Here is a 12,102-nt window from a genome sequence, read left to right on the forward strand (position 1 = left end):
CCCCACCTGTGAGACTGGCGTGGTGACCTCCCCCGCGCCGCTCGAGGCGAGCCCCACCGGCCTGAACTGGTCGGGCAACGTCCGCTACGCCTCGACCGGCGTGGTGCAGCCGCCCGACCTCGCCGGGGTGCAGGAGGCCGTCGCGGGCGCCGCGGCGGCCGGCACCCGTGTCCGCGCGCTGGGCTCGCGCCACTCCTTCTCCACCGTCGCCGACACCGACGGGCTGCACCTGTCGACCCGCGGGCTCGGCACCCGCGTCGAGGTCGACGCCGACGGCCTCGCCGCGGTGCCGTCGGGGGCGACGTACGCCGAGGTCGCGGCCCAGCTGCACGCCGCCGGCCGGGCGCTGCACAACATGGGCTCGCTGCCGCACATCAGCGTCGCCGGCGCCTGCGCCACCGGCACCCACGGCTCCGGCGACGGCAACGGGGCGCTGGCCACCGCGGTCCGCGGCCTCGAGCTGGTGACGGCCAGCGGCGAGGTCGTGCGGCTCGACGCCGACCACCCCGACCTGCCCGGCGCCGCGGTCTCGCTCGGCGCGCTCGGGGTCGTCACCCGGCTCTGGCTGGCCACCGAGCCGGCGTACGACGTCGCGCAGACGGTCTGGACCGACGTGCCCGCCGACGCGCTGGCCGACGAGATCGAGGCGGTCATGGGCTCCGGCCACAGCGTCAGCGTCTTCGACGACCTGCGCGACCCGTCGGTGGTGAGCGCGGTGTTCGTCAAGCAGCGCGTCGACGGTCGCGCCGACCTCGCGCCCGTGCTGGCCGGACGGCCGTCGGCCGCCGGCCCGGTGCACCCGGTGCCCGGCATCGACCCCGCGCCGGCCACCGAGCAGGGCGGCGTGTCCGGGCCCTGGCACGAGCGGCTGCCGCACTTCCGCGCCGAGTTCGTGCCGAGCGTGGGGGAGGAGCTGCAGACCGAGTACTTCGTGCCGCGGGCGGCGATCCGCGAGGCGCGTGCGGCGCTGGCCGAGGTCGCCGACCAGGTGGCGCCCGTGCTGATGGTGCACGAGCTGCGCACCGTCGCCGCCGACGAGCTGTGGCTCAGCGGCGCCCACGGCCGCGACACCGTGGCGATCCACTTCACCTGGCGGCCCGAGCCGGGGCCGGTCGGCGAGGCGGTGCGCCTGCTGGAGCGGGTGCTGGCGCCGTACGACCCGCGGGCCCACTGGGGCAAGGTCGCCGGCGGCACCGTGCCGCGCTGCGACCCGGCGGGGGCGGCGCGGTTCGCGGTGCTGCGCGACCGGCTCGACCCGGGGCGGGCCTTCGGCAACGCGTTCCTCGACGCCGAGCTCGACTCGCTGGCGGCTGCTCAGTCCTCGACGTAGCGGGGGCGGCAGGCGAACCAGCCCGCCACGAGCCCGGGCACCACGCTCGCGGTGAGCAGCCACAGCGGCGCCGACCACGAGCCGGTGGCCTCGCGGAGCAGGCCGAGGCCGAGCGGCCCGGTGGCGGCGAGGGCGTAGCCGGTGCCCTGGACGAACCCGGAGACGCTGGCCGCGGCGGCCGGCGTCCGGGTGCGCTGGTTGACCAGGGTCAGGCACAGCGGGAAGCTGCTGACGCCGACGCCGAGGGCGCAGACCCAGAGCAGGGTGCCCTCGCGCGGGGCGAGGTCGAGGCCGACGAACCCGACCACGAGCAGGGCCGAGCAGACCACGACCACCGGGAACGGGTTGGCCACCCGGGTCGCGAGCTGCGGCACCGCGAGCGCGGCGAGCACGCCCCACGCGGAGTAGAGGGCGACCATCGACCCCCCGAGCGCCCGGCTGCCGCCGGCGTCGGTGAGCACGGCGGGCAGCCAGGTGATGACGGCGTAGTTGGTCAGCGCGGTCAGGGCGAACAGGACGACGAGGCCCCACGCCGTGGCCGAGCGGGCCACGCGCGGGCGCGTCCCGGCCGGGGCGGACGCGCGGTGGTCGGCGGAGCGGGTGGCGAGCGCGAGCACCAGCCAGAGCACCGCGGCCAGCGCGGCGGGCACGGCCCAGACGCCGACCGAGACCCGCCACCCGGCGGCGTCGGCCACGGGCACGGCGAGCAGCGGGGCGATGAACTGGCCGGTCTGCAGCAGGAGCAGGTAGGTCGAGGTCCACAGCGCGATCCGGTCGGGGAACCACGTCTTGACCAGCGGGACGACCACCACGTTGGCCGCCCCGATGCCGGCGAGCGCGAGCACGGTGGAGACGACGAGGACGACCGGTCCGGGGGCCAGGGCCCGGAGCAGCAGGCTGGCCGCGGTGAGCGCGAGGGCGGCCGTGGCGGTGCGCTCCAGCCCGAACCGGCGGGTGACCACCGGCGCGAGCAGGCCGAAGATCGCGAACGACGCCGCGGGCACCGTGCCGAGCACGCCGATGAGGGCCACGCCGAACCCGAGCCGGTCGCCGATGGTCTCCAGCAGCGGGCTGAAGCCGGTGACCGCGGTGCGCAGGTTGACCGCGGTGACGGCGATGGCGAGGCCCGCCCACACGGCGAGGCGGCGGGCGGGTGGGGCGGCGGGGGGTGCCAGGGTGGTCACGTGGGCTCCGTCGGGCTGGATCCGGGCATAGATCGGATCATGGGATGAATTGGGACGATAGTGGAACGCCACCCCTCGGTCGAGGGGGCCTGCGCCGCGACAGCCTCGTCGACCAGGCCGCGGCCCGCTTCCGCGCCGAGGTCGTCTCGGGCCGCTGGTCCGTCGGCGGCCGCATCCCGACCGAGCCCGAGCTCGTCGACCTGGCCGGCGTCGGGCGCAACACCGTCCGCGAGGCCGTGCAGTCGCTCGTACACGCCGGGCTGCTGCGCCGCGAGCAGGGCCGCGGCACCTTCGTCATCTCCGACTCCGAGCTCGCCGGCCCGCTCGGCCGGCAGCTGGCCGGCGGCTCCCGGCGCGACTACCTCGAGCTCCGTCTCGCGCTCGACCGCACCGCGGCCGCGCTCGCCGCCACGCGGCGCACGGCGGAGGACGCGGACCGCCTGCGCGCGCTGCGCGACCGGCGAGCCGCCGCCTGGGCGCCCGACGGCGACCCCGAGGACCGCGCCCCGGCCGACCTCGCCCTGCACCGCGCCGTCGTCGAGGCGAGCCACAACCCGCTCTACCTCTCCCTGTACGCCAGCGTGCTCGACGTGTTCGCCCGGCACATGCGCGACGACGAGACCGGCGACGCCGACCCGGCGGCCCGCGAGCACCACGACCTCGTCGAGGCCGTCGTCGCCGGCGACGCCGTGGCCGCGGCCGCGGCCGTCGACCGCATCGTCGAGCCGCTGCTGCGCGACGCCTGAGGGAAACCCCGGCGACGACTGTCCGTGGTCGGTGGCAGAGTGCTGGCCGATGATCTCCCTCGCCACCGCCCTCAAGCCGCCCTCGCCCCTGGCCGGGCGGCTGGCGGGGCAGTCGCTCCTCTTCGCGCTCGGCGAGGGCACGTTCATGACGGGCTCGGCGGTCTTCTTCACCCAGATCGTCGGCCTGCGCGCCGCCGAGGTGGGGCTCGGCCTCACCATCGCCGGCATCGCCAGCTTCCTGGCGGCCTACCCGATGGGCAAGCTCGTCGACCGGTTCGGCCCCAAGCGCTGCTGGGCGGTCAGCGCGGCCGGGCAGGCCGCTGCGTTCACGCTGTGGCCCTTCATCGACAGCTTCGCCGGCTACGTCGGCATGGCCGTGCTGATGGAGGTCGTCGGCGCCCTCGGCGGCGCGGCCCACGGCGCCTACACGATCGACGTGCTGCCGCAGGAGGAGCGGGTGCAGTCGCGCGCCTACATGTACTCCGCGCTCAACCTCGGGTTCACGCTCGGCTCGGTCGTCGGCGGCGTCGCGCTCGCCTTCGACTCCGACGCCGTGCTCCAGGCCGTGCCCTGGTTCACCAGCGCCGTCTTCCTGGTCAACGCGGCCGCCATCCTGCGGCTGCCCAACGCCTCCCACGACGACCGCACGCCCGAGGAGCGCAAGGTCAAGGTCGCCGGGCCGGGGCCGCTGCGCAACGTGGGCTGGATGGCCTCGACCTTCTTCGTCGGCGTCCTGTGGACCAACCAGGTGCTCCTCAACATCGTCATCCCGCTCTGGCTGGTCGAGGAGACCGACGCCCCGCGGGTCCTGCTGGCGTTCCTGTTCGGCACCAACACCGTCATGTGCATCCTGCTGCCGATGGCCGCCGCCCGCGGGGTGCGCGACGTGCCCACGGCGCTGCGGGCGATCCGGTTCTCCACCGGCTTCTTCGTCCTCTCGTGCGTCATCACGCTCTACACCCACGACACCGTCGGCTGGGTGACCATCGCGCTGGTCTGGCTGGGCCACATCACCGTCACCGGCGCCGAGCTCTACCTCTCGGCCGCCAGCTGGTCCTTTGAGGCCGAGCTGATGGACCCGCGCCGCCGCGGTGAGTACCAGGGCGCCGCCGAGCTGAGCGGCACCCTCGGCAAGGTCTGGGCGCCCGCGCTCTACACGTTCCTCGCGCTGTCGTGGGGCGAGATGGGGTGGCTGGTCATCGCCGCGATCATCGTCGTCGCCGCCGCCGGCCTGCACTGGTCGGTCCGACCCGCCCGCGCCTTCCTCGACCGCCAGGGCGTCGACCCCTCCCTCGGCGCGCCCGACCGCGAGCCCGAGGCCGCCGGCACCCCGGTCCCGCCGCCCACGTTCGACGCCACCCAGTGACCGGGTGACCCGGTGACCGGGCGGGTGGCGCTGTCGCGGCTCGACGGCGACCGGGTGCTGGTCACCGACCCCGCCGGGGAGCACGAGGTCGCGGCGGCCGACCTGGCGTCGTACGTCGCGGAGCGGGAGGGGTCGGCCGACCCGCCGCGCTGGGTCTGGGACGACACCGGCCGGTGGTACCCGGCCCTGCTCGACGCCGGCGTCCGCGTCGCCCGCTGCCACGACCTGCGGCTCGGCCACCACCTGCTGCGTCGCTCGCCGGTCGTCGACCCGGGGCTGCTGGCCGGACCGCAGGACGCGCTGTGGGACCGGCTGGGCCCGACGGTGCCGACGGAGCCGACGCTGTTCGCCGCCGACGACGCGGCGGAGCGGCTCCGGGCCGACGTCGAGGACGCGCGGCAGCAGGCCGCGGTCGCCGCCTGCGCCGAGCCCGGGCGGCTCGGACTGCTGCTGGCCGCGGAGTCGTCGGGGGCGCTGGTCGCGGCCGAGATGACCTGGGCGGGCCTGCCGTGGCGCGCCGACGTGCACGACCGGTTGCTGGTCGAGCTGCTCGGTCCGCGCCCCCCGCGCGGCGCCCGCCCGCAGCGGCTCGAGGATCTCGCCGTGGAGGTCCGCGCGCTCCTCGACGCGCCCGGCCTCAACCCCGACTCGCGAGCCGAGGTGCTGGCCGCGCTGCGCCGAGCCGGTGTCGACGCGCCCGACCTGCGCGCTTGGACCCTGCGCCGCGTCGACCACCCCGCCGTGCCGGCGCTGCTGCGCTACAAGCAGCTCACCCACTTCTGGACCACCAACGGCTGGACCTGGATCGACCAGTGGGTGCGGGGCGGGCGCTTCCGGCCGGCGTACCTGCCCGCGGGCTCGGCCACCGGCCGCTGGACCACCAACGGTGGCGGCGCCCTCTCGCTGCCGCAGCAGGTGCGCCCCGCGGCCGTGGCCGACGAGGGCTGGGTGCTCGTCGTCGCCGACGTCGCCCAGCTCGAGCCGCGGGTGCTGGCCGGCATGAGCGGCGACCGGGCGCTGGCCCGCTCGGCCCGCGGCGTCGACCTCTACCAGGGCATGGTGGCCGACGGCGCCGTCGCCTCCCGCGACGAGGCCAAGCTCGCCCTGATCGGCGCGATGTACGGCGCCACCTCCGGCGGCAGCGGCCAGCTGCTGCCCGCCCTGGTCCGCCGCTACCCCGACGCCTTCGGCCTCGTCGAGGCCGCCGCCCGCGCCGGCGAGCGGGGCGAGCAGGTGCGCACCCTGCTCGGTCGCGGCTCGCCCCGAAGTCCGTCGGAGGTCGGGGAGCTCGAGCCGGACAGCGTGCCGACCGACCTCGGCGACCGCGACCGACGCCGCCGCGCGTGGGGTCGCTTCACCCGCAACTTCGTCGTCCAGGGCACCGGCGCCGAGTGGGCGCTGTGCTGGCTGGCCGACCTCCGCGCCCGCCTGTGGTCGCTCGGCTCCGGGCCCCTCGACCACCGCCCGCACCTGGTGTTCTTCCTGCACGACGAGGTCGTCGTGCACACCCCGGCCGCGCTGGCCGAGGAGGTCTCGGAGGCGGTGGTGGCGGCCGCGACCTCGGCCGGCCGGCTGGTGTTCCGCGAGGGCCCGGCCGTCGACTTCCCGCTCGGGGTCACCGTCGCGCGGTCCTACGCCGAGGCCGGCAAGGGTGCAACGCCGGAGGGGGCGTGAGCGACCGCCGCCGGGGTCGAGCTCGGGGAGGAGAGCCCTCACCTGCTCGGCAACGAGTGGTCGACCGCCGGGGAGCGGCATGCCGGTCGGGGAGCTCGTCGGCGTGGCCGGAGCCGGCCAGGCTCCGGTCGCTGGTCAGCCGGCCGCCACACCGTCGATGACCGACCCGCGGTCGGGCCCTCCAGACCTGGTCGCCACTTCGTGCAGCACGACAACCCCGCGCACCGGTGGTGGGCGGGGTACGGGGCGGGGTGGTCAGGGCTCCGCGCTGCGGTCGACCGTGTACTCCGCGCCGGCGGGGGAGTGCCACTCGAACACGCCCGGGCTGGGTTGGGTGTAGGTCCAAGCGCTGTGGGTCTTGGCGCGGTGGTGGGCTCGGCAGAGCCGGGCGAGGTTGGACGAGCGGGTCTGGCCGCCGGAGTCGTGGGGCTGGATGTGGTCGCGGTCGGTGCGGCGTCGGTTGCAGTGCGGGAACGCGCAGCGCTGGTCGCGGAGGTCGACCTGCTCGGCCAGCCGTGGTGACGGCGTGTAGCCGGCGGAGGTGAGGTCCGCGGTGAGGTCGATGACGGGCTTGACGTGGGCGTCATCGTGCAGCCACGCGGCGACCTGTTGGGCCAGGGCCCGGGCGGCGGTGAGGTCGCCGCCGGGGAGGTCGACGACCGGTGTGACGGTGACCGTCGTGCCGGGGTGGCGGCACCAGGCGGCGAGCTGCTCGGTGGTGATGGTGGAGCCGGTGGTCTCGACGACGTCGGAGTCCGAGCGCAGGTGCGCGTAGACCGTGACGCCGCGACCGGTGGTGGTCTCGAGATCCAGCGCGAGCTGGGCGCGGGCGATCTCGCCGACGGCGAGGGCGCGGCGGGCGTCCCACGACTCATGGCACCCCAGCTCGCCGAGCTGGGCCGCCACACCGGCAACGGCGGTGTCGAGGTCGACCGCGTCGGCCAGGTCGAGGGTCCCGGTGACCTCGACGGTGCCGTCGAGCGATCGGACGTGGTCGAGGTGGACGTCGAACCGACGGTGCTCCAACGCCGCCAACCTGCGGCGCTCCACCTCGTCGGGGCAGTGGGTGGCGAGCGCGGAGGCGACGGTGCGGTCGACCTGCGCGAAGGTGCAGGAGTGCGCGGTCGGGGTGAGCGCTCGGTCGACCTCCGCTGCACCCGCGGGCGGGAGCTGCTGGGTCTGCTCGGCGATCCGGAACGCCTTCCACACCGGCACCTGCAGCGCGACGACCCTGGCCCACAGGCGGGGGAGGCGGTGGCGCAGCTCGAGGGCGTTGCCGACGTACACCGCGCACGGGTCGGGCGAGCGGCCGAGGACGCAGGCCAAGTCGTGGGTGTCGAACTCGCTGACCCACGGACACCCTGGCCCGCCGAGCTGCAGACCGGGCGTCATGGTGTGGAGCGACGCCTCGGCCTCCGACACCTCATGAGCCGCGCACCAGTCCAGCACCGCGACCAGCGTGGCGACCTCCTCGCGCAGCATCCGCCCACGCGCGTCGGCCACGGCGGCGAGGGCCGGGTCGAGGATGCGCGTGCTGTTCATGTCGTCAGAGTAGACGCGACCACCGACAGTTCTCGACGATGTGTTCGATGCTGTGGATGGCCCTGGGGAATGGTCTTGAGACGGGCGCCAGGGCGCCCTCCTCGACCACCGTGGGGTGCGGTCGCGACGCGGGCGCTCGCCCGCTCGACCAGCGCTCCGTCAGTCCGACTCGGCCTTCTCGGCACGCACGAGGGCCGCGCCGACGACCTCGAGGCCGAGGCCGGCGCCGTCGGTGGCGGAGGCGAGGCCGGAGACGGTGTGGGGGAGGTCGTGGGCGCGGGCGAGGTCGAGGACCCGCTGGTCGGCGTACGGGCGGATCGCGGGCCAGACGGCCTGGACCTCGCGGCGGAAGATGTCGGCCCCGACGGCGCCGATGCCGGTGAAGTCCTGGAGCCGGTCGCCCAGCGCGTCGGCGTCGCCGTCGACGTCGTCGCGCAACCGCCGCAGGTCGCCGTCCCAGCGGTCCTCGACCTCGTCGGCGAGGGCGACGAGCTGGCGCGCGGTCTGCCGCTTGCGCAGGTAGCGGGCCTCGACGAGGGTCTCGTGCACGGCGTCCTCGCCGTCCTCACGCAGGCGGGCCGACGTCGGGTGGGCGCGACGTACGGCGTCGGCGGCGCGGACGCCGAGGGCGCGGTCGAGGTTGGCGGAGAGCAGCGAGGTCAGCACGAGGAGCTGGAACAGCGGGGCCGGCTGGTCGCGCAGGTGCAGCCCGGACTCCTCGGCGAACGTCGTGCCGTGCTCCTCGCACAACGTGGTCAGCCGCTCGCGGGTGCTCGCCATGAGACTTGTCTAGCCCCGGCACCCGGGAGGCCGGACCACCCGGGCGGGCAGCAGGGTCAGGCGGCGAACGGGTCGGAGTCGGCGCCGAGCTCGACGGTCATGACCCGGTCCAGGCGGGCCAGGCGCAGCACCGCGAGCGCCTTGGACGACGGCCGCCACAGCACCAGGTCGGTGCCGGCGGCGCGGGCGCGCTTCCAGGCGGCGACGAGCACGCCGAGGCCGACGCTGTCGATCCAGGTCAGGCCCCCGAGGTCGAGCACGATGCGCTCGGTGTGACGGCCCAGGGCGTCGTGGAGGGCGCTGCGGAGCGTGCCCGCGGCGCGCACGTCGACGTCGCCGCGCAGGACCACGAGGACACCGCGCGCGTGCGCGCTCACCTCGACCGAGAGGTCGTCGTCGTGTCCCATGGCGCGTCCTGACGTCACAAGGCGCGTTGGCTTCCGAGACCGCGCTGGGGACAACGTAGGGCGGCCCCGGCCGGGCCGCCCCAGCCCTAGGGGTGGGACGGTGGTCGGCGTGAGCGACCCGACCGGCGACGAGACGGTGGTCGACGCGACGCCCGAGCAGGTCCTGGCGGTGGCCGAGCAGATGGTCGACCTGCCCTGGCCCGCCGACGGCTCCGACGACGACCTGCCGTGGGTCCTCGACGGGCTCGAGGGCACGTCGCTCTGGCTGGCCCACGTCCTCCCCCTCGCCGCCCGGGCCGAGCCGGCGCAGGTCCGTGCCCTGCTCGACCCGCTCGTCGCCCTGGCCGACCGCCGATGGGCCGTGCGCCACCGCTTCGACGCCACCGCCCACACCGACGACGCCCGCACGATGGCCGACCCGTCGGCGTACGACCGGCGCAGCGCCCCGGCGGGCATGGTCCGCTCGCTGGGCGCGAGCACCGCCCCCTGGTGGCGGTGTGCCGGCCACGCGGTCCTCCTCGTCGACGGCGGCGACCGGGCCGCGCTGCTCGTGCTCCCGGTGGAGTGGATGGGCCGGCCCGGGGCGGCGGAGGCTGCCCTCGCGACGCCACTGGGTCGCGACCTCGTCTCGGGCGACCGGGCGCGGGTGCTGACGGCGGTGTGGGAGGTCATCCGCACCCGCGACCCCGCGGTGCTCGGCCCGCTCGTGCCGGCCCTCCCGGCGATCCGCGAGGTGGCCGACGACGCCGACCTCGGTGGGGCGCTCATCAGCAACCGCACCCACCTGGCCCACGCCCTGCTGCGGGTGCGGCTGCACGGCGAGGGCGCCTGCCTGTGCCTGGCCTACCCCGACCACCAGCTCTACGACGTGGTGAAGGAGGTCGACCGAGGCCACGTCACCGTCGTCGGCACGGTGCCCAACCCGCGGCAGTGGGAGGACGACCGCATCTGCGCCTGCACCGGCTGCGGCCGCCGATACCAGGTGGAGCAGGGCGACTACCACTACCCCTGGTGGGCCTGGACCCCGCGCGACGGGGGTGCGTCAGGAGAGCCCGACGAGGTCGGCTGAGCGCTCCCAGAGCCCGTCGATGATGCGCTGGTCGCGGGCCTGCTTGTTCTCCTTGCCGTCGGCGGTGAACCGGCTGAAGTAGCGACCGTCGACCTCCGGGTCGGGGCCGCGCTCGGCCAGCCACACCAGCGGCGCGGCCCCGTCGGGCACGCTGATCGTGGCCAGCTTCTTCAGCGGCGTGCGGTAGAGCAGCCCGAACAGCCGGGAGTCGCGCCCGAAGGAGCTGCCGACCGGTCCCGGGTGCACCGCCACCGACGCGACGCCCGCCGGACCCCAGCGCTGCGCCAGCCCGCGGGTGAAGACGATGTTCATCAGCTTGCCCGTGCCGTACGCCGGGAGCTCGAGCACGCGCCGGCGCTCGTGGTCGAGGTCGTCGAGCACGATCTTGCCCATCAGGTTGCCGATGCTGGAGGTGTTGACCACGAGCGAGGGCGCGCGGGTCAGCTGCGGCTCGAGCAGCCGGGTCAGCAGGTACGCCGCCAGGTGGTTGACCTGGAAGTTGGGCTCGTGGCCGTCGTGGGTGCGCCGCCGCGGGTCGAAGGTGCCGCCGGCGTTGTTGAGCAGCACGTCGAGGCGGCCGTCCGGCCCCAGGCGCTCGGCGACCTCGGCGGCGAGGCGGCGCACGTCGTCGAGCCGGGAGTAGTCGGCGACGAGCGGCTCGGTGCCGACGGCGGCCGCGACCGGCCGCAGCTTCTCGGCCGACCGGCCGGTGACCAGGACCGTGGCCCCGCGCCCGGCCAGCACCCGGGCCGCCTCCGCGCCGATGCCGTCGCTCGCGCCGGTGACCAGCACCGTGCGCCCCGCCATGGACCGCTCCACACCCGACTCGCTCACGTCCCGAGCGTAGGGCGCGCTCGGGCGCGGTCAGACCACCCGCGGGTCTCCCTCGACCACGTCGACGACCTCGACGTGCACCGGCCGGGCGCCGGACGCCGAGCCCCCGACCTGCTCGTCGAGCAGGTCGCCCGCGGCCCGGCGCACGTCGGCCGCGACGGTCGCGATGTCGCTGCCGTAGGCGACGGCGACCGCGACCTCGACGGCGACCACGTCGTCGCCGTCGTCCCCGCCGAGGTCGAACCGCACCGACTCGGCCGCGTGGGTGGCGGTGGTGAGGGCCTCACGGGCCAGGGTCAGCAGCACCCGCGTGGAGACCCAGGTGCGGGACCCGTCGGCGTCGAGCACGGTGGCCCCGGAGGCGTCGCGCACCAGCACGGGGTCGGACGGCCCGACGACGGTGCGCACCTTGGACCGGATGTTCTGGGCCAGGGCCGGCCACGTCGCCGGCGGCTCCTCGGCGCGCGCGGCGGCGACCGCCCGGGCCAGCGGGTCGGGGGAGGGCTGCTCTAGCGCCATCGGGCCATCCTCTCGGCCAGGGTGCGACGGCCGCGGTGCAGGTGCCCCCGCACGCTGCCGACGGGCAGGGAGAGCGCCTCGGCGATCTCGTCGTAGCTCATGCCCTCGACCTCGCGCAGCAGCCAGGCGGCGCGCTGGTGCCAGGGCAGCTCGTCGAGCGCCTGCTGCAGGGCCTCGAGCAGCTCGGCGTCGAGCGCGCTCTGGAGGGGGTTGTCGGACGCGGGCCTGCTGACGACCGAGAGCAGGTCGTCGTCGACCGGGATCGGACGGCGCTTGCGCCGCAGGTCGGCCGCCCGCCGGTGCACGAGGCGGATCAGCCAGGTGCGCAGGCTCGACCGGCCCTCGAAACCGTCGAGGCCGCGCCAGGCCGAGACGAACGCCTCCTGCACCGCCTCGGCGGCGTCGGTCGCGTCGGCGTTGACCAGGCGCAGGGCGTAGCGGTACATCGCGGGTCCGTGGCGCTCCACGATCTGCGCGAACGCCGCCTCGTCGCCGAGCCGGGCGGCCCGCACCAGCGCGGTGTCGGACCGTTCGGGGCCGTCGTCAGCGTCGTCGTCGGCCCCGGGCAGGGCGACGGTGGACGGGGGCGACGTGGTCACACCCCTCATTCTGAGCAGCCGGCCCGGGCGGATCTCACCCCGTCAGGTGAGG

12 protein-coding genes are annotated in these 12,102 nt (G+C 75.9%); 5 read left to right on the forward strand and 7 right to left on the reverse strand.

Translation table 11 applies throughout. The features are described 5' to 3' along the window. Nucleotides 1-22: 22 nt before the first annotated feature. A complete protein-coding gene (locus FJQ57_RS00610) occupies nt 23-1,330 on the forward strand; it encodes an FAD-binding protein (RefSeq protein ID WP_170219205.1) in 1,308 nt (435 codons plus the stop codon). Here FJQ57_RS00610 and FJQ57_RS00615 read toward each other — a convergent pair. Then, on the reverse strand, nt 1,315-2,514 hold the full coding sequence (locus tag FJQ57_RS00615) for an MFS transporter (RefSeq protein ID WP_170219206.1): 1,200 nt from the start codon (nt 2,512-2,514) through the stop codon (nt 1,315-1,317). The two genes, FJQ57_RS00610 and FJQ57_RS00615, sit on opposite strands and share 16 nt — an antisense overlap. A 44-nt stretch (nt 2,515-2,558) precedes the next feature. Between FJQ57_RS00615 and FJQ57_RS00620 the strand changes: the two genes are divergently transcribed. From FJQ57_RS00620 to FJQ57_RS00630, 3 genes are read left to right on the forward strand one after another with little or no spacing between them, the layout of a single operon-like run. Then, on the forward strand, nt 2,559-3,260 hold the full coding sequence (locus tag FJQ57_RS00620) for a FadR/GntR family transcriptional regulator (RefSeq protein ID WP_139977336.1): 702 nt from the start codon (nt 2,559-2,561) through the stop codon (nt 3,258-3,260). Nucleotides 3,261-3,309: 49 nt separating this feature from the next. Beyond that, nucleotides 3,310-4,626: an MFS transporter gene (locus FJQ57_RS00625; protein WP_139977337.1), complete on the forward strand. Its 1,317-nt coding sequence runs from the start codon at nt 3,310-3,312 to the stop codon at nt 4,624-4,626. A gap of 12 nt (nt 4,627-4,638) precedes the next feature. Beyond that, nucleotides 4,639-6,300, forward strand: a complete 1,662-nt coding sequence (locus FJQ57_RS00630; RefSeq protein WP_139977338.1) for a bifunctional 3'-5' exonuclease/DNA polymerase — start codon at nt 4,639-4,641, stop codon at nt 6,298-6,300. 255 nt (nt 6,301-6,555) lie between these two features. Here the strand turns inward: FJQ57_RS00630 and FJQ57_RS00635 are convergent, their stop codons facing one another. From FJQ57_RS00635 to FJQ57_RS00645, 3 genes are all read right to left on the reverse strand, one after another. Then, the gene (locus tag FJQ57_RS00635; protein WP_139977339.1) at nt 6,556-7,842 is read right to left on the reverse strand and encodes an HNH endonuclease; all 1,287 of its coding nucleotides are present in this window, start codon (nt 7,840-7,842) and stop codon (nt 6,556-6,558) included. Between the two features lie 159 nt (nt 7,843-8,001). Next, nucleotides 8,002-8,622, reverse strand: a complete 621-nt coding sequence (locus FJQ57_RS00640; RefSeq protein ID WP_139977340.1) for an endonuclease — start codon at nt 8,620-8,622, stop codon at nt 8,002-8,004. 56 nt (nt 8,623-8,678) lie between these two features. Further along, nucleotides 8,679-9,029 carry an STAS domain-containing protein gene (locus FJQ57_RS00645; protein ID WP_139977341.1) on the reverse strand — a complete coding sequence of 117 codons (351 nt, stop codon included), beginning with the start codon at nt 9,027-9,029 and terminating at the stop codon, nt 8,679-8,681. Nucleotides 9,030-9,138: 109 nt separating this feature from the next. Between FJQ57_RS00645 and FJQ57_RS00650 the strand changes: the two genes are divergently transcribed. Continuing rightward, complete coding sequence (locus FJQ57_RS00650; RefSeq protein ID WP_139977342.1) at nt 9,139-10,098, forward strand: hypothetical protein; 960 nt, start codon at nt 9,139-9,141, stop codon at nt 10,096-10,098. On the opposite strand, the gene FJQ57_RS00655 is transcribed toward FJQ57_RS00650, so the two are convergent. The 3 genes from FJQ57_RS00655 to FJQ57_RS00665 are packed head-to-tail and all read right to left on the reverse strand — an operon-like array spanning nt 10,072 to nt 12,050. Next, nucleotides 10,072-10,932 (reverse strand): SDR family NAD(P)-dependent oxidoreductase, encoded by an 861-nt coding sequence (locus tag FJQ57_RS00655; RefSeq protein ID WP_211348702.1) that lies wholly within the window; start codon nt 10,930-10,932, stop codon nt 10,072-10,074. The genes FJQ57_RS00650 and FJQ57_RS00655 overlap by 27 nt on opposite strands. A 30-nt stretch (nt 10,933-10,962) precedes the next feature. Next, a complete protein-coding gene (locus tag FJQ57_RS00660; RefSeq protein ID WP_139977343.1) occupies nt 10,963-11,451 on the reverse strand; it encodes a hypothetical protein in 489 nt (162 codons plus the stop codon). After that, nucleotides 11,442-12,050: an RNA polymerase sigma factor gene (locus tag FJQ57_RS00665; protein ID WP_246081523.1), complete on the reverse strand. Its 609-nt coding sequence runs from the start codon at nt 12,048-12,050 to the stop codon at nt 11,442-11,444. Before FJQ57_RS00665 ends, FJQ57_RS00660 begins: the two co-directional genes overlap by 10 nt. Between the last annotated feature and the right edge of the window lie 52 nt (nt 12,051-12,102).

Origin of the sequence: Nocardioides litoris (assembly GCF_006346315.1) — a bacterium.
In the GTDB taxonomy this organism is placed as follows: domain Bacteria; phylum Actinomycetota; class Actinomycetes; order Propionibacteriales; family Nocardioidaceae; genus Nocardioides; species Nocardioides litoris.